At 38.5% G+C, this 18,586-nt stretch carries 10 protein-coding genes; all 10 read right to left on the bottom strand.

All coding sequences use genetic code 11. The features are described from left to right. Nucleotides 1-40: 40 nt before the first annotated feature. On the bottom strand, nucleotides 41-400 hold the full coding sequence (locus LCM02_RS08435; protein ID WP_224927989.1) for a hypothetical protein: 360 nt from the start codon (nucleotides 398-400) through the stop codon (nucleotides 41-43). Nucleotides 401-452: 52 nt separating this feature from the next. Beyond that, nucleotides 453-2,399, bottom strand: a complete 1,947-nt coding sequence (locus tag LCM02_RS08430; RefSeq protein ID WP_224927987.1) for a T9SS type A sorting domain-containing protein — start codon at nucleotides 2,397-2,399, stop codon at nucleotides 453-455. Between the two features lie 5 nt (nucleotides 2,400-2,404). After that, complete coding sequence (locus tag LCM02_RS08425) at nucleotides 2,405-4,870, bottom strand: sugar-binding domain-containing protein (protein ID WP_224927985.1); 2,466 nt, start codon at nucleotides 4,868-4,870, stop codon at nucleotides 2,405-2,407. A 13-nt stretch (nucleotides 4,871-4,883) separates the two neighbouring features. Next, nucleotides 4,884-6,329, bottom strand: a complete 1,446-nt coding sequence (locus LCM02_RS08420) for a sulfatase (RefSeq protein ID WP_224927983.1) — start codon at nucleotides 6,327-6,329, stop codon at nucleotides 4,884-4,886. 5 nt (nucleotides 6,330-6,334) lie between these two features. Further along, a complete protein-coding gene (locus tag LCM02_RS08415) occupies nucleotides 6,335-7,807 on the bottom strand; it encodes an arylsulfatase (protein ID WP_224927981.1) in 1,473 nt (490 codons plus the stop codon). A 3-nt stretch (nucleotides 7,808-7,810) separates the two neighbouring features. Further along, nucleotides 7,811-10,270, bottom strand: coding sequence for a beta-galactosidase GalB (gene galB / locus LCM02_RS08410; protein ID WP_224927979.1), 2,460 nt, complete (start codon nucleotides 10,268-10,270; stop codon nucleotides 7,811-7,813). 183 nt (nucleotides 10,271-10,453) lie between these two features. Then, nucleotides 10,454-12,139, bottom strand: coding sequence for a RagB/SusD family nutrient uptake outer membrane protein (locus tag LCM02_RS08405; RefSeq protein WP_224927977.1), 1,686 nt, complete (start codon nucleotides 12,137-12,139; stop codon nucleotides 10,454-10,456). A 5-nt stretch (nucleotides 12,140-12,144) separates the two neighbouring features. Then, on the bottom strand, nucleotides 12,145-15,300 hold the full coding sequence (locus LCM02_RS08400; protein ID WP_224927975.1) for a SusC/RagA family TonB-linked outer membrane protein: 3,156 nt from the start codon (nucleotides 15,298-15,300) through the stop codon (nucleotides 12,145-12,147). Between the two features lie 7 nt (nucleotides 15,301-15,307). Next, nucleotides 15,308-16,909 carry a hypothetical protein gene (locus LCM02_RS08395; RefSeq protein ID WP_224927973.1) on the bottom strand — a complete coding sequence of 534 codons (1,602 nt, stop codon included), beginning with the start codon at nucleotides 16,907-16,909 and terminating at the stop codon, nucleotides 15,308-15,310. Between the two features lie 191 nt (nucleotides 16,910-17,100). Beyond that, the gene (locus LCM02_RS08390; RefSeq protein ID WP_224927971.1) at nucleotides 17,101-18,576 is read right to left on the bottom strand and encodes a sulfatase-like hydrolase/transferase; all 1,476 of its coding nucleotides are present in this window, start codon (nucleotides 18,574-18,576) and stop codon (nucleotides 17,101-17,103) included. Nucleotides 18,577-18,586 lie beyond the last annotated feature (10 nt).

Below are 18,586 nucleotides of genomic sequence, written 5' to 3'. Positions count from 1 at the left end.
CTTTTTCGAATCGATTTAGAGTAGTAGCGCTTCTATTATACTATTTGATTTTCGCCATTTCTTTTTGAACTTTTTCGTAAAATGGTTTTAGTTCCTGATAATTTTTACCAGTTAATTTACTAAAGTATTTTCCAAATTTTTTATTAGGAATTTTCAATTCCTCTTTGGTTATTTCACCTTTTTTGTATTTTTTCTTGGCTTCATACGATTCTTCATATTGCACAACTTTTTTCTCATAAACTTCTTGTTGCTGTTCTTTAGTTAAACCAAATTCCTCGGCTGCCAATTCAGCGTATACTTTTGACCTCTCAAACCTTCCTTCCTGCCAGTTGTTTTTTGATTGTGCGAAACTTGAAACAGAGAATGCCAACAGTGCGATAATTAGAGCTATTTTTTTCATAGTTTAATGGTGTTTTTTATGCTTAACATTGATTGTAAATTAATTACTCAATTTATCGGTATAAGACAAATTGACTTGTTTGGATAGCTTTGCCAGATGCCATTTTAAGAAAATATATGCCATTCTTAATAGAATCTGGTAAACTAATACTCGTATAATATTTGTTGGGAGAAATATCATGAATCAATTTTCCCTGTATGTCAAAAATTTCGATGATTTCAGGTTTAACCTCGGTGTTCATCTGGAAATTTATCTGCCGTGTAACCGGATTTGGATATATTTTAAATATGTTCTTTGTATCACTAACAGGATGCAGTCCCAGAACAAGATTTGAATTGTGCTCATTGCTGGCACCTATATTTGGTGCATACGCCTTAAGGTCAACCTCATTGTTGAAGGTGTCCGTTGAGGCAAATTCAGAAATATGTTCGAATATTCCAGAGCCTGCCATCGGAAACAAAGGCTCGGAAAACATCATACCCTTATTGATCACCGGGCTTTCCGGAAGTATTTTAAAAGCATTTTTATTTATTTCTGAATCTCCTTTAAAATAAGGATCCGCTAAAAGGGTATTTTCATCTAATAAGATGAACTGATCATTTATATTTCCGTGGTATAAATTGTTTGAAAGTGAAAGTTTACTTCCATTTTCAATGGTAATATCTGTATTGGCTGCAATTTCACCATTAAGGGCCGTAAAAATATTGTTGTAAATAAATGTATTTCGGGCCTTTATCTTAATATCAGGAGTGATATTTTTATCCAGGAAGATCGTGTTATTGTAGATGTAATTGTAATCTGATTTAATTCTTGCATTCTTTCCGGCAAAGTCAGAAACCCAGATAGAACTGCCATTTCTTCTGAACCCGTCGTTCACACTTACATTAAATCGATAAGTTGAATTAATATTGTCACCAAGAATTTCACAGAATCCCCCTTCAGTATCCTCGCTGTAGTTGTATTGAAAAATCACATTTTTATTTCCAAAATCAATATGCATACTGTAAGAGTCGGCATATCCTCTGACGCTGTATGACCTGTTGAACTGGGCAATGATATTCCGACAGCTCCATACCCAGGCGCCACTTCCTCTGCCAATTAGTCGAGGTTCTTCAATGTTACTGTATCCTGTATGGTCAAAATCATTGTTCTCAATCAGACCGTTATAGGTTTTCGATAGAATAACTCCTGACCCTCCTGTTTGATAGAAAGTATTGTTTCGTACCACGATATTTTGATTCCTGTTGACAGTGTCATCATCAGGATCTGTATTTCCTTTGTGCACCGCCCAAACGCCCGCTTTACTGATATGGGTAAAATAACAATCCTCAATTAGCACATCATGGATGCCCACCTCTTTCTGATCTTCGTTAGCCTCTGAACTGATGCGGATTCCCGTGACCTTTAAGTCATTAAAAACTTCCGGCAGATTAACACCATAAACGTCGGATACAATTAAGTTCCTGAAAGTTAGGTCTTTCATCACACCTCCCCATTTATTGGCTACCAAATGAATCCCATAACTGATTTCAGATCCCCAGGAATAGCGACTGGTGTTTTTTCTGTTGTTTTTAACGGAAAGATTGGTAACCAGTATATGACTGGCATTGGTAATTTTAATGGCCTCAAAATAATCTCCACCTTCAATATTTCCTGACCCTGAAATAACAGGTTTTTCACCAAGACTATAGCTTGATATTTCTATGGGTCGTTCCTTACTGCCTGATCTGTTGATAAGAAGGTTACCATGGAATTGATCACCTGCTTTAAACAGAATTTTGTCACCGGGAAGAAGGAATCCACCATTTGAGTCATTTGCAAGAGCCTTGTTTGCTTTCTCAATGGTTTTCCATGGAGCCAGCTTACTGCCATTATTTTCATCATTGCCTGAGTTACTCACATAGTAGATGTTTGATGTTTTTTTTGAAGTATTTACCTGTGAGAAACAAAGACTGCTGCTAATCACAAAAAAGATCAAAAAAAGAGTACACCTTTTCATTGTGTTTATTTTACCTTGATATTTGCACTTACAGGCTCTAATCCATTTGAAGTTGCCTTGATAATGATTTCACCAGCCTCATGTCCGGATTGAATCAAAAGGAGGCATTTTCCTTTGAACACTTTACGATGATTAACCTTATGTGGTGAAAGGTCCAGGATATCACCATTTTCTACTCCTATGATTTTACCCTGTCCGGATACTTCAAATTGAATAAGGTTATCGGCGTGAGGAATACAAGTCCCGTTTTTATCCACAACAGAATATTCCAAATAAATAACATCAGTTCCGTTTGCATCAACTTCTTTTCTGTCTATATCAACAGCTAGGGCATGTTCTTCTTCTGCAGTTACAAATTTTTTCTCACAGACTATTTGACCATCATTTTTCGCGACCACCTTGAGCTCCCCTTTTTGATAAGGAACATTCCAGACAAGTTGTCTGCCCTCACCCATTTCTTGTTCTCCCAGGGATTTATCGTTTAAAAAAAGTTCGGCAGTTTCACAGTTGGTATATGCAACCACCGGAATAATTTTTCCTTCTTTGCCAGGATGTGTCCAGTGAGGCAACAAATGGACCATAGGTTTGTCGCTCCAAAGGCTTTGATACAGGTAATAGTGATCTTTCGGGAATCCTGCGAGGTCGATAATGCCAAAATTCGCGGTTCTTGCAGGCCATCCAAAAGATTCTCCCAAATAATCGAAACCAGTCCATCTGAAATTACCGATATAATAGTCATATTTTTGAACACGGTTCCAGTCATGTCTGACACCGATTCTAACAATTGAATTATCATAAGAGGATTGATATTTTTTTGGGATTCCCGGAAATACCTCTTCTTCACTCAAATCAGGAATTTTATACACTTTAGGTTCCATTTTTTTGAATTGCCCTGGCTTTTCCCACGGTGCCGGGTTGTCTTTGGTTCGATACCAAGTTTTAGTTCTGTAAACCCCTCTTGTTTGCAAAGTATGAGTCATTTCAGTACCTATGATGAGTTTGTCAGGGTGAAGTTTATGATAGGATTCAAGACTTCCTTTGTACTCTCCATGACCATTGAAACCTGCTATGTCAATATGCGGTGCCGAGTAGCCCCTACCCTGTGTAAAAGGCCTGGTATTGTCTATTTTCTTTGCAAAAGAAAGAATCTCTTCCTGTTCATCAGATGTAAATCCATGAATTTCATTACCTATGCTCCAGATGACCACAGAAGGATGATTCCGGTCTCTTTTAATAAAATCTTTTAGATCCGTTTTCCACCATTCATTAAAATACAGGCCGTAATCAAAAGTTGCCTTGGTTTTCCACCAGCCATCAAAGGCTTCATTCATCACCATGATTCCTAACGTATCACAGATTTTGTAAAATTCTGGAGAAAAGGGATTATGGGTGGTACGAACCGCATTACATCCCATATCCTTTAATAATTTTAACCTTTTATAAAGAACATCATCGGGAACTGCCGATCCAACAGGACCCGCATCATGATGATTACTCAATCCCTTAAATTTTGTAGGCTCATTATTTAAATAGAATCCTTTACCTGCTTTGAGTTCAATTGATCTGATTCCAAATGGGGTGGTATAGCTGTCTTTTAATTCATTTTTTTCATATACGTTGGTAACGAGATTATACATTGCAGGATTTTCCGGGGACCATAAGTCAGGATTTTTAACTATAAATTCTTGTAGGAAAACACCATCTTTTAGATCGGGATTTGTACTTTTTGAAGTAGCAACCACATTATTCCCAGGATCAGTAATCGTACTTAAAATTTCCAACTGATACTCTTTGCTGGTTTCAAAAACAAGCTTCCCCTTAAGTGTAACCCTGGCTTTGGACTTACTTATATTGCTCGTTGTGACATAAGTTCCCCATTGCGGTATGTAAATATCAGATGTTTTCGTCAACCAAACATGACGGTAAATCCCTGAACCTGTATACCATCTGGCACTTGGACTTTTTGAGTTGTTAACCCTTACTGCTATCTGGTTCTTTCCTGGTTTTAAATAGGGTGTCAGATTGTATGAAAAGCTGATGTATCCATAAGGCCGGTTACCAAGTAACTTACCGTTTATATAAACATCCGAATTCATGTAAACGCCATCAAATTCTATGAAGTACCTTTCGTCCGGGCTTAAGCTTTCAATCACCAGATCTTTGCGGTACCACCCAATTCCTGTGGGCAGAAAACCACCATGAATACCAGATGGATTATTTTGATCATAGTTTCCTTCAATGCTCCAGTCATGAGGTAAATCGAGACTTCTCCAGTTTGAATCATCAAAAAATTCTGTTTCGGCCCCTTCAATGTCTCCCAAATGAAATTTCCAGTCAAAATCAATGGATTCTTTTTGACGTAATGAGGTTGCATTCCGATCTTCGGAATTTATAAACTGAAGACTAATTATTAGAATGAACAAACTACCAAAAAGCGTCAGGATCTTTTTATTTCTTATCATATTTTGCATAGGGCAGTTGTTTTTATTTTATCGCTTTTTTCCGTTCCAGTTTTTTGATGTAATCAGGGTTAGGAGTGACATATTGGGCTTTTACATCTTGCCTCCAAGCCTCTAATTTATCTTTCATTAATTCAAATTCTTCAGGGAATTCTTTGATCACATTAACAGATTCTCCAATATCATTTTGAAGATTGTACAACTCAAAGGTGTCATTCTCAAAGTTCTGAATCAGTTTAAAATCTTTGTATCGAATTGATGAATAAGGCACCCCGCCTTCCTGGTGATAATGAGGGTAGTGCCAATAAACGGCGTCCCGGTCCAAAGGGGTACTCTCATGAATTAAAGAAGCCAGGCTTTTGCCGTCAATGGTTTGTTTCCTGGTTTTATCAGAAGTTATTCCTGCCAGCTCCATTAGCGTAGGGTAATAGTCCATAGAGATGATTGGGTCATCGATCTTTATTCCTTTCACTGAACTATTTGGTGTGTAAATAATCGTAGGTATTCTTACTCCACCTTCATAAATATCTCCCTTTCCTGTTCTCAGTGGGTAATTATTGGTAACCGGATTTTTTGATCTTCCTATAAGCCCGCCATTATCTGAGGAAAATAGGATGATGGTGTTTTCATATAATCCTTTTTCTTTTAACTTATTGATGATTTTGCCCACGGCATCATCGGTATGTTCCACCATGGCAGCATATTTCACATTGCGATGTCTTGTTTCAGCTTTGACTAAATCTTTGTATTTATCAATTTTATCTTGTTTTGCCTGAAGTGGAGTATGTACATTGTACAACCAAAAATTAATAAAAAACGGCTTATCAGCATTTTGGTCTATAAAATTGATTACTTCATTGCTTAATCGTTCCGTCAGATATTCTCCTTCTGGGCCATCCTCAATCCTTGGGTTTCCATATGGAGAAAAATAACCCTTTGTACCTGTTTTCTTATTTAGGTTGGGAGAGCCTTTTTTCCAACCGGCGATATTGACATCAAAACCGTGATTTTCGGGCCAGTTTACTTCTTTTTCGCCAAGATGCCATTTACCAAAATGTGCCGTTTTATATCCTGCATCTTTAAAAGCTTCGGCCATTGTATACTCTTCTTCCGAAAGCGACATGTTCCAATCCGGGACATTAAACTTTGCCCATGGATATTTGTGGCCCTCGATCCAGTCGGTTACATTGTTTCTGGCAGGATATTTACCTGTTACGATCGAAGCTCGGGTAGGAGAACATACCGTACAGGAACTGTAGGAATTTGTAAAACGAACACCTTCGCTGGCCAGGTTATCAATATTGGGACTCTGGTATAGGTCACTGCCATATACACCCAGATCCGTCCATCCAAGATCGTCCACCAAGATGAGTACAACATTTGGTTTGCTCAATTCAGAATGAGATACTGTACTTTTACTACAACCCATCACTAGGACGGTGAGCACGAGTAATGTTATTTTATTGATCATCATCATTATTTGGAATCTAAATATGTAGGTGCTGCAAATTGAAATATGTCTGAAGGTGTTCTCGCCTCTTGCATCAGTGCTGTTAATTCCGCTACAATCTCAGGATGTAAAGAAGCCAAATTCTCGGTCTCCCCGGGGTCAGCTTTCAAGTCGTACAATTCAATGGTTTGTTTTGGTTTTTTCAAGACGTTGTATTTTACTCCTTTCCATTTTCCCTTTCGTATAGCAATTCTCCCCCCTTTTTCATGAAATTCCCAATAAAGGTATTCATGTTGAGCTTGTTTCCCTTGATTGGTCAACGTTGGGAGGAAGGAAATCCCATCAATATTTTCATCCAGATTTTTACCAATAATTTCGGCAAAAGTGGGCATGACATCCCAAAAAGCTGAAATGTGATTTGTAGAAGAACCGGCTTTGATTTTTTGTGGCCATCTAGCGATCATAGGGACGTGTACACCACCTTCATAAAGATCTCGCTTGTATCCTTTGTAAATTCCATTGCTGTCAAAATAATCCGGATCCGCTCCGCCTTCTCTGTGCGGCCCGTTGTCTGAGGTGAAAATCACGATGGTATTTTCCGCAATTCCGAGTTCTTCCAGTTTTTTCATAATTTCACCCACCTGATTATCCAGATGATTGATTATAGCCGCAAATGCAGCATGAGATTCTTTCTGTGAACCATATCCTCCTTTTTTGAAAGTGGGCCCTTCATCAACTCCTTTAAAGTTTAACTCTGGCAGAAGGTCTCCTCGGTATTTTTCCATGTATTTTTCCGGTATCAGTAATTCCGCGTGTGGAAGAGGAGTGGCATAAAGCATGAAGAAAGTAGAATCTTTATTTTGTTCAAGAAATTCCAGTGATTTTTCATGGATCATATCGGGGGCGTAGATTCCCTGTTTCTCATTTACGTTTTCATCAAGGATGATTTTTTCCTGATTGTGCCATAAATGATGAGGGTAATAATTATGAGCCAGTCGCTGGCAATTGTATCCAAAGAATTCATCAAATCCCTGCATGTTCGCATCTCCTTCCGAACCAGGAAAACCTAATCCCCATTTCCCAAATACGGATGTTTTGTACCCGACTTCCTTGAGCATTTCAGCAACAGTATAGGTGTCCGAAGGGATTGGATACTGACCTTCCGGTTGAATTTCTTTATTACCTCTAACAACAGTATGCCCAGTGTGCATGCCTGTTAACAATGCGGATCTGGAGGGTGCACAAACAGTGGCACCGGAGTAATGCTGTGTAAACACGATTCCTTCTGCAGCCAGTTTGTCAATATTTGGTGTCTCAAATTTTTTCTGACCATTTAGGGTCAGGTCACCATAACCAAGATCATCCGCAAGAATATAGATTATATTAGGATTTCTGTGAACAGAATTTGAAGATGCGCTGACAATATGCTTCTTCTTGTTGCATGAAAACAAGGTAAATACGATCAGTGAAAAAATATATAATCTTTTATTGATAGTCATGATTTATTTCGATTGTATAACTGTTTTGATTCCCTTCATATTTTCTGACGAAGCCTGAATCTCAATGCTTCCGTTCTCTCCTTTTTTACTTTTTACAATTAGCATGCACAGGCCATTAAAAGCTTTTCTGTAGTTTGCCTGAAATGGTTCAACTGAGGCCGCATTTCCATTGCCAACTGCTGCAATACTTCCCGGGCCCTCAATTTTGAAATTGATCAAGTTGTCTGCTAAAGGACAGAAATTACCGTCTTTGTCCTCTATTTTAACTGTTATAAAAGAGAGATCATTACCATCGGCATCAATTTCAGTTCTGTCCGGTATCAGTTTAATTTGATAGGGCTGGTTGGCGGTAACAATGGTTTTTTCTGCTATAATTTCACCTTGCTTATATGCCACGACTTTTAATTCTCCTGGTTCGTATTTTACGTTCCAGTTTAACCTGTAAGGTGAATCCCAGGTTGTTTCTGGTTTTTTCCACCAGGCAAACTCGGCAGGAATAGTTGTTTTGTCAATGCCCATTACTTTTTTGCCCAAGGATTTCCCATTGAGAAAAAGTTCAGCTTCATCACCGTTTGTATAGCAGTATACGGGAATCTCTTTATGTCCAGAGTTTTCCCAATTCCAATGTGGTAAAATATGGACCATAGGTTTTTCTGTCCATCTGCTTTGATAGTAATAGTACCTGTCTTTAGGAAACCCTGCCAGGTCCACAATTCCAAAATAAGAACTCCTTGCCGGCCAGTCGCCACCCCATTTGCCATGGGTTTCATTATCTCTTCCGTTGTAAGGCGTAGGTTCTCCCAAATAGTCAAATCCGGTCCATACAAATTCCCCGAGTGAATGCGGCATGGTTTCCTGAGCATAGGTTTCAAAATCTGGAGGATAGGCCCAAGGTGGACTTATGATATCATAGCTTGAAACCTGCAAAGATTCATGTTTATCGTAGTTCTGAACTGGTAGGTGGTAAACTCCCCTTGAGCTAACTGTGGAAGCGGTTTCGGCTCCGTAAACAATGAACTCAGGATTGTTTTTTATAACATTGTCATATTGGGTGGGTTTGTAGTTGAATCCTACTAAATCCAAAGCTCCTGCCAATCCATTTTTAACGGCCTGGGGATAGTTGTTAAATCCAGCTGTTACAGGCCTTGTGGGATCTTCATCGTGACAAATGTCAACCAGGTGCTGAGCCATTTCAGCTCCTTTTTTATTCCTTTGTTCTTTAATTTCATTTCCTATACTCCACATGACCACAGAAGGATGGTTACGATCTCTCCTGATCATATCCCTCAAGTCTTTTTCATGCCATTCGTCCCAGAATTTATGATAACCATTTTCAACTTTGCCATTTTTCCATTCATCAAAAGCCTCAACCTGAACCAGTATTCCCATCTTATCGCAAAGCTCTAATTGCTCCCGGGAAGGAGGATTATGACTTGTTCGAATGGCGTTTACACCAATTTCTTTCATGATTTCCAGCTGCCGCTCAGTAGCCCTGTAGTTTACTGCACTGCCTAAAGGCCCCAGATCATGATGCAGGCAAACTCCCTTAAATTTTATTTGTTTCCCATTTAATTCAAAACCATTTTCCTGGCTGTATGCAATCGATCTTATACCAAAGGTGGATGTATAGTTGTCTATTTGAGTTCCATTTTTCAATAAAGTTGAATTAGCTGTATAGATATGAGGGCTTTCAAGGCTCCATAGTTTTGGATTTTCTACAATGAATTCATTTTGTATGACCTGTTCTTTTTCTGGATCAAATTTCTGGTCGATGCTTGCTACAGTTTTACCCAGGTCGTTTTTAATATCCGTTCTTAAGACATAAGATCCCTTAAGTTGTTTTTTATTCTCAATTGTTGTTTCAATGACAACTTTTCCCTCTTCTGATGAAATTTCAGGAGTAGTAATGTAGGTGCCGTTATAGGCAATATTGACAGGATTTTTAATGTTCAGATATACATTTCTGTATATTCCTGCTCCTGGATACCATCTCGCGGATAATTCTTTAGGATCAACCCTTACGGCTACTACATTCTCTTCTCCAAATTTTATGTGTGGTGTCAAGTCGACTTCAAAGCTGATGTAGCCAAACGGTCTGCCACCAACTTTATGACCGTTTAAATAGATTTCAGCATTATTCATCACTCCGTCAAATTCCAGAGTCACTGTATTACCTTTTGCCGATTCCTCTATTTTAAAGTGTTTTCTGTACCATGCAGTTCCATAGATTGGCAATCCACCGGTTCTTGTGTCATAGTTTTTGTCAAAAGGCCCTTCTATTGCCCAGTCATGAGGCAAGTTTAATTGTCTCCATTGAGAATCGTCAAAATCAGAGGCATACTCATTTGATGTTTCACCTTTGGCAAATCGCCAGGAATCGTTGAATGATTCTCTTATCCTGGATTGAGATCCTGCTTTAGTACACGATCCTGAAAGACCTGACAACATCAAAAAAATAATCATAGTTGTGTAACTATATGAGAGTAGATATTTCATTATATATCAGAATATAAAATGGTCATGAGGACCTGAACTGTTATTGCAGAATATTAATTTGTAGAGCTACCAGCATTGCTCTCATGATCATTGGATCATGAGAACAATATGATAGACAGGTTAATCTGGTAATTTATATATTGAAAGTTATTACCATTCTGGTTTTTGTTCCAGCAAATTGTTGATCAACACTTCTTGTTGCGGATAAGGCAACGATAAATGTTTTGATGGATCAAAGTTTGTGTAACAACGATACCTAAAAGCACTCGCAGGTGTGTAATTAGGATGATAAATTATAGATTCATATAATTCCGTCAGTTTTTCCTCCAATAATCCCCAACGTATTAAATCCATTTTTCTGTGCCCTTCGAAACACAGTTCTCTTAATCGCTCATCAACAATTTCTTCAAAGAAGGCTCCCTTCCCCGCAATTGCATCAGGTTTTACAGAACCCAGGTTCTCTAATCCGGCTCTGTTTCTTACCAGATCCACTGCTGCGATAGCTTCTCCTGTTGGACCGTCTAATTCATTTGAAGCCTCTGCAAACATGAGCAGGACATCAGAAAATCGTAACACTGGGAAGTTAATACCGGTAATATTCTGATTAATTGGCTGAGGAGTTTCCAAAGTTATAATCGGAGTAGCTGATGCATTTGTTCTTTCAATGTCATCAGGGTAAATTGCATCCCATCTTCTAAATTTACCGATGGTATATCCCCATTGCAGGGCATGTAACTCATTTACTTTTCCATTTGGAAAATTTTTGTTTTTGGCTCCATTGTAACTTGGTGTATTCCATGTTTTTCTCTTGTCACCCTCTTCATAGATTTCATCGTGTATCGGAGAAGGAGAAATTTCAGGACTCGCAAAAGGTTCGCCAACTCTTGAACCATTTATCCCGATATGCAGTCCGTTGCTATAGCCAATTCTTCCACCAATATTCAAGCCCAGGTCTGTACCATTTCTATAAACGATTTCAAACAATGTCTCGCTTAAATCGAATCTGTTTTGGATATAATTTAAAAATAGTTCTTTATAATCGGCATTCAATCCATGATTTCCTTCATTCATGACCACGGCGCAATGTTCTTTAGCTGCCTCGTAAGGATTTCTTCCATTAATTTCTGTGGCTCGTAAAGGATATCCAGCCGCCTTTAAATAGGTTTTAGCCAACATGGCGTGGGCTGCCATACTATTGGCATGGCCTGCCACGTAATCACTATCAAATGATCCAGGCAAATGTTCCGCTGCAAAAGTCATATCCTCAATGATCTGTAAATAAATATCCTCTACCGGTGAGGGAGCTACGTGGTTCGAATTTTGATCCACTGAAGGTTCAAGTCTCAAAGGAACCTCGTTGTACCATATTGTTAAATGATAGTACATAAAGGCTCTGAGAAATTTTGCCTCACCCAGATATTTGTTGAATTCTTCTTCTTCCTCGAAGTTGTCTGGACTGATATATTTTATAAAGTTGTTACAATTGTTAATTCCCTGATAGAAATTTTGATACAAAAGTTGCACCTCTCCAGAAGCCGGATTATGTGCCATAATACTTGTTGGAATATTTTCATTCCAGCTTTTTAACTTGTAGTCCTCATCCGTTCCTGAAGACATCTGCTGAAGTACACCGCCAAAAGTATTGCCGGAAGATAATGAAGAGTGAATCCCGGCAAGGGCCGCATTGATCTCCGTTTTATTTTTGTAAAAATTCTCCGCTGCCCATGTAGTTTTTGGATCCAGTTCAAGGGCATCTGAACAACCCAGGGTAGCTACTAATAATCCGAGTATTAGCAACCCTTTTCTATATAATGATTTTATTTTTATTGACTTCATAATTATTAAAATTTAGCTGAAAATTGTAAACTATACGTTCTACTTTTTGGATATGCAGAATAATCCAGACTTGGCATTAAAGTGCCTCCAACATTTACTTCAGGATCATATCCGGAGTAGTTGGTCCAGGTGTATAAATTTTGACCTGAGAATGCAAGCCTTAATCCTTTGAAAACTTTTGAATTTTTTACTGGAATATTGTATCCTAACGTTACAGTTTGTAATCTTAAATAACTTCCGTCTTCAATGTATCTTGTATCTCCTTTAAAACCTGGTCGTGGAAAAGTAGCAATTCCGTTTGAATAATGAGAAACAACATCTGTGTCTGTATTCCATGGTGTCCATGCATTCGCCACATTGGCCAATCTGCTAAAACTTGAATTATGAGATGGATGGCCCCACAATGCATTATTGGCGTTGAAAACGTCAAAATCATAAGACCATCTCAAAAGTACGCCCAAATCAAAATTCTTGAATTTAAAGTTGTTATTGAATCCACCGAAGTGTTTAGGATAAGGATTACCAATAACAACACGGTCGTCTTGATCAATGATACCATTACCATCCTGATCTACGTATTTTGCGTGACCAGGACCGACTCCCGGAGGATATGAAGGTATACCATCTCTAAGAATATATGGTGAATTAGGATTTGATGAAGGGTCGTAAATAAAATCTTCCGCCTGGTACAAACCATCGTAAACAAGTCCGTACATCATTCCAACAGGTTCACCAACTTCTGATATATAGTAGTACTCACTATTCCAGTCCAGACCGGGATCAGACTTAATAAACTCCTGGCCATCATTTAAGCTTATGACCTTGTTTTCATTGGTGGAGATATTTATACTTGAGTTCCAGGTGAAATCATTCTTATTAATGATTAATCCTGACAACGTTACTTCAAAACCTTGATTGCTCACTGAACCAACATTTTGGGCTACTGCTCCAAATCCCGTACTCAAGGCCATATCGGCAAAAAGCAACAGGTCATCTGTTCTTTTGTGATAGTAATCCAAGGTTCCGGAGAATCTTGATTCAAACATTGAGAAATCAATACCAATATTCGTCTGTCCTGTTTTCTCCCATCTAAGGTCAGGCACCGCAAACACTGTTTGAATAGCACCTGGCTGGTATTCTTCGTCTAAGCCAAAAACATAAGGGTTCCAGATCCCAAAGCCAAATTGGTTTTGAGAAGCGTAGTCTCCAACCCTGTTGTTACCTGTCAATCCCCATCCTAACCTTAGCTTCAGGCTATTGACGGCATTTGCATTGCTCATAAAGTTTTCTTTTGCAATATTCCAGGCTGCTGAAACCGATGGGAAATAACCCCATCTGTTATCGCTTTGAAACTTGGACGAACCATCCGCTCTTATTGTTGCGGTAAATAAATATTTATTATTATTTAAATTATAGTTTACACGACCAAAAAACGACATCAATCTGTTTTCAGAGGCATCTGTCATAGCTATTGTTGGTTGTGTAGCAATGTCAAGGTTGTTTATACCAAATTCATCAGTAGGTAAATTTTTGTTCCATAGTCTTGACGTAAATTGAGTGTTCTGAACAAATTCAAAACCAGCCATGGCCCATAAATAATTCTTGTTTTTTGTTCTGCTGTACTGTATCGTATTTGAAGATGAAAAAGTGGAACGTTCATATCCATTTATTTGTCCGTTAATACCGTTCTCTGATCTGGCTCCTTGACGTGTATTAGCAGAATAGAACAATTCTTCCTGCCCCACAGTCGTATTGAAACCATTCACTGTTTTAAATTCAAAATCTTTACCTATTTTCCAGCTCAATCTCGTGTTGACACGAATATTATGTGATTTATCTTCACGAGTTGTTCCCAGCATATCTTCAATTGGATCATATAAATTGGCAAATTCAGCATCGTTGACACCTGGGATGAGACCACCTTCTTCTTCTCCAGAACTTGGGTTGAGAGGATCTACCGGTCTGTATAAAATAAGGTTCTTTAATAATTGATTCCCTCTTCCGTTTCTCAAACGGGCACCGTACCTGTTCGCTTTTGTGTAGTTCATACTACCCCATAGTTTAACACGATCACTCAAGCTGTGCTCAATGGTAAAGTTTGTATTCCATCTTTTAAATCCGGTTGTAATCAATACCCCTTCCTGATCTACAAAACCTGCAGAAAATGAAACATTGGTTTTTTGATCACCTCCTCTGATATTGACATTTCCCTGGGTCATCGGCGCTAATTGAAAAGCTTCGTTTTGGTAATCTGTACCTTCCATGCTTCTATACCTGTCCGGATCAACCCATCTCTCTATGAAATTTTGATAATTACTTCCGTCTGTATTAGGTAAATACTGGTAGCCATCACGCGCGATTGATTGAGTTTCCAGGTTCTTTACGTACTGGTAAGGACTCAAAACTTTCAATGTCTTGGTAACCTCCTGTAAAGAGGTTGAAAGGTTCACGGTAACTTCTGATTTTGAATTTGATCTACCTGACCTTGTTGTAATCACTACAACCCCGTTTGCACCTCTTGAACCATAGATAGCGGTTGCCGATGCATCTTTTAGTACCTGAAACGATTCAATGTCAGAAGTTGCAATAGTTGCAGGATCAAAGTCTTCTAAAGGTAAACCGTTAACAACGTATAAAGGATCATTAGAACTCGTTAGTGAGTTACCACCCCTTACGACGATCTTTAAAGCTTCACCCGGTGTACCTTCATTGGCACTAACGTTTACCCCGGCAATTCTTCCGCCCAGGGCCTGGTCAAAATTTGATACAACCGCTGATTCCAGTTCTTCGGTTTTAACCGTTGAAACAGCACCGGTAAGATCTTTTTTGGCTACGGAACCATAACCAATAAGTACAACTTCATCCAGGTTGGCGACATCTGTCTTTAATATAACATTAATCGTTGTCTGATTTCTAACAGGAACGTCCTGGTCAACCATTCCAAGCATCGAGAATACTAAGATATCATCCGGGTTCGCTTGAATTGAGTAATTTCCATCAAAGTCTGTTAATGTTCCTGAACTGGTACCCTTGATTTCGATGGCTACTCCAGGAAGTGGTTGATTTTCTTCATCTGTAACAACACCTGTTATAGTGCTTTGCGCAAAGCCTATAAAGGAAATAAAAAGTGTTACAATTAATATATATTTTTTGTTTATCATGATATTTTTATTTTTCTGAGGCTACAAAGTGAACATTCGATAGTCTTACAGAGCCATTAAGTACGTGCTCTCCGGTTTCAGGATCTACGTAAAATGGTTCTTCTTCATATTGGGTTTTAAATCTAAATGCAATGGTAAATGCTTCTTCCGATCTGTATTCATCGAGATCTAATTCAGCTCTCACCCATAAATCGTTTGGACTGTTGCTTGGATCTTTTACACCATTCGGAGGCTGAATTCCTGATTGATCTCCTGGATAAGGAGTTCCGGTAAAGACTGTTCCATTGTTATTGATCTCACATTCCAAAATGTCATTCACTTGTGTCCAGGAAGTTGTGGTAACATCTCCTGTGTAGTTGCTAGTAATGTGAACTTCTAATTCTATAGGTGTGCTTCCGTCTTCTTCATACCCTGAATTGTCGTTCATAAAAATTTTATACCAGAAAACTGCCTTAGAATCAAAACATCCTTTATACAATGCAAGATTCTGCGGGTCCATGATTATCCAAGATTCAGAAGGCCCTGTAATGGTCCACATTTGATGTTCCAGAGTTTGAGTGCCGTTAACACCGGCTTCTTCTCTTACTTCGATTGCATCAGGCGTGTCTACTACTGGTGAGTTTTTATGATTTCTCCATAAAGCTTTACTAATAAACCAGTTTGTAGTTTCTTCAGGATCTCCTGCTTTGATGTGGACATCGCCGGTTTTGTGCTCAACAAATACTCTTGAGTAACCATCACCGCCAAGCGCAGCATTCTGTTTTGAAGTCAATTTTAATTTAGGGAAGAAAAAATAGTCATTTTCCTTTTCAAGTTCTACAGGTGTCAAAGATGCAACTGCTGCAAAGGTTCCCTCGAAACTTGTCACTTCCTCGCTAACATTACTGACAACGTTGATAATTGGGTTTAGCGTTTCGGTTTCTACTGGAACATAAGATGTGTTCAATGAAAGCGCTCCCGTCACAGCATCGATAGATAACTTGTCTGATTCAGTGGCAAGTTCAAATCTAACATCTGGGTTTCCTCCAAAAAGTTCCGCAGGTCCTGAAGTTGTACCTTCTCCGCTGACAAAGTTCATTTTGAACGGACAATAACTCAGGCCTTCAACCAAACCAGGAGCAATATTTAAATGAAAGGCATCTTCAAACACTTCAGTGACTGTCTCACCAGCTTCATTGACCGTAGTAAGCCTTATTGTAAAATAATAGTCACCATATCCAAATGGATTCCCTTCTGCTATAATTATTGTCCCCATTGATCCCAGGTCTTCAATGTACATGGGCCCGTCATAGATAGGATTTGGAGTTTCAATGATTTCAGCATTCAAAATACTTACAAATTCCATGTAAGTTTCGTCGAGTTGTTGATCTCCTCTCCTCGCACTTACGATTTCAAATTCGACAGCATGACCGTTCGCATCTACAAAAGGTGCCGCAGATTGAATGTAACTAAACTCTCTTGAGTTTAAAATTTCGGGGTAATCGATACTCATGGGTAATTTACGAACTTGTAGATCTTCTCCAAACGATGTTTCTTCACAACTTTGGACAAGGAAAATCAAGAAACATATAACCACAAATGAGAGTCTTGGTAATGTTTTGTTTTTCATTTTAAATCTGATTAATTATTAAAAGTTATAAGCAATACTATATTAACATTTGACTGTACAATGTTAACTCAAAGCCCAATTAACACTTATATTTTTGTGGCTTTTGTGTTAGTTTTTGTTTGTTTTGTGTTACTCTTTTTTTCTTGATTTTGGATTAGGTGCAATTTTTTTTTTTGAAGTAATAAGAGATCTTATTTATTTTTTCGTTCCCTTTTCTTTTGCCAGCTTTTCGTATGAATCAGTCCTAAAAATAACGGGTCAATTAACTCGGTTTCCCAGGCGTTGAGAATTGCCGATAAACGTTCGACTTCATTTTGATTTTCACGGGCTATATTGCTTTTCTCACTGATATCATTATTTAAGTTGTATAATTCTTTAACATTGGTTTTCTTTTTTACAATAAGTTTAAGTGCTCCATCTCTAACGGAATACACTTTACTGTCAAATTTGCGAATGAATATATTTTGATGAGGTGCTCCTTTTTTACTTTCATTTAAATAGGGAATCAAATTCACCCCATCCAGTGGTTTTTCATTATTCATAGCCACCCCGGCTAATGGCGCTATTGTTCCCAGTATGTCAAGCGAAGAGACAGGATAATCATAAGTTCCTTCTTTTAGCTGTCCTTTCCATTGAATGGCAAAAGGAACTCTAAATCCACCTTCGTAAATAGAACCTTTCCCTTCACGAAGTACTCCGTTATTTGAAGCATTTTTTGATTCGGGACCTCCGTTATCAGATAAAAAGACAACAATGGTATTTTTATCAAGGTTCAGGGCTTCCAATTTGTCCAGAACTTTTCCTACCCCATCATCAACGGCGCTTACCATGGCCGCATAGGTTTTCCTTTTATCGTTTTCAATATGAGAAAATCGATCCAGATATTCCTGGGTTGCCTGTAATGGGTTATGTGGGGCGTTATATGATAAGAATAAGAAAAAAGGCTCCTTCTTGTTACGTTCAATAAAACGGACAGCCTCCTCAGAAAATTCATCTGTCAAATATTTAGTCGTTTTAACCGGATCGTGATTCCGCATGATCCAGGTTCTGTAACTTGCCATTTCTGCCGAACCTTTATAGGACTTAGAGGGATCATTTTCGGATGGAATCATAACTTCTTCTCCAGTAAAATAGCTGTCCTTGATAACAAGATTTTGAGGAAAATAGGTATGACCACCGCCCAAATGCCCGAAAAATTCATCAAATCCCCTGTTCAATGGATGATTGGATTTATGAGCACCCAAATGCCATTTTCCGATGATACCCGAAGTATATCCAACTGTTTTCAGATGTTCGGCAATCGTTTTTTCATTTTGAGGTAATCCCATAACGGGGTCATCTGTTTTGTACTGAGGATTTCTTTCAAATCCAAATCGTTGGCCGTAACGACCTGTTATAAAACCAGCCCTGCTTGGCCCGCAAACCGCGTATGAAGTATAACCATTTGTAAATTTCACCCCGTTTTTGGCTATTCTGTCAATGTTTGGGGTAGGGATATCCTGACACCCGTTAAAACCAACATCCTCATAACCCAGATCGTCAGTCATTATAACGATCAGATTTGGTTTTTCAGGATGAAGGCTGTTGTCTGAATTGCCCGATTGTGAACTGGAAGGAAGAGTTATAAAGAGAGATATTAAAACAAGAATATAAAGTGAGTTAGGCATGTGATGTTCA

It is taken from the genome of Lutimonas saemankumensis (genome assembly GCF_020171465.1).
Lineage (GTDB): Bacteria > Bacteroidota > Bacteroidia > Flavobacteriales > Flavobacteriaceae > Lutimonas > Lutimonas saemankumensis.
Note: the sequence above shows the minus strand (reverse complement) of the source record. Positions and strands in the feature narration are given on the sequence as shown.

What these genes read in the sequence shown, in the direction of transcription:
- LCM02_RS08390 (WP_224927971.1), bottom strand. Translation starts at nt 18,576, where the DNA reads ATGCCTAACTCACTTTATATTCTTGTTTTAATATCTCTCTTTATAACT.
- LCM02_RS08405 (WP_224927977.1), bottom strand. Translation starts at nt 12,139, where the DNA reads ATGAAGTCAATAAAAATAAAATCATTATATAGAAAAGGGTTGCTAATA.
- LCM02_RS08430 (WP_224927987.1), bottom strand. Translation starts at nt 2,399, where the DNA reads ATGAAAAGGTGTACTCTTTTTTTGATCTTTTTTGTGATTAGCAGCAGT.
- LCM02_RS08400 (WP_224927975.1), bottom strand. Translation starts at nt 15,300, where the DNA reads ATGATAAACAAAAAATATATATTAATTGTAACACTTTTTATTTCCTTT.
- LCM02_RS08425 (WP_224927985.1), bottom strand. Translation starts at nt 4,870, where the DNA reads ATGCAAAATATGATAAGAAATAAAAAGATCCTGACGCTTTTTGGTAGT.
- galB (WP_224927979.1), bottom strand. Translation starts at nt 10,270, where the DNA reads ATGATTATTTTTTTGATGTTGTCAGGTCTTTCAGGATCGTGTACTAAA.
- LCM02_RS08415 (WP_224927981.1), bottom strand. Translation starts at nt 7,807, where the DNA reads ATGACTATCAATAAAAGATTATATATTTTTTCACTGATCGTATTTACC.
- LCM02_RS08395 (WP_224927973.1), bottom strand. Translation starts at nt 16,909, where the DNA reads ATGAAAAACAAAACATTACCAAGACTCTCATTTGTGGTTATATGTTTC.
- LCM02_RS08420 (WP_224927983.1), bottom strand. Translation starts at nt 6,329, where the DNA reads ATGATCAATAAAATAACATTACTCGTGCTCACCGTCCTAGTGATGGGT.
- LCM02_RS08435 (WP_224927989.1), bottom strand. Translation starts at nt 400, where the DNA reads ATGAAAAAAATAGCTCTAATTATCGCACTGTTGGCATTCTCTGTTTCA.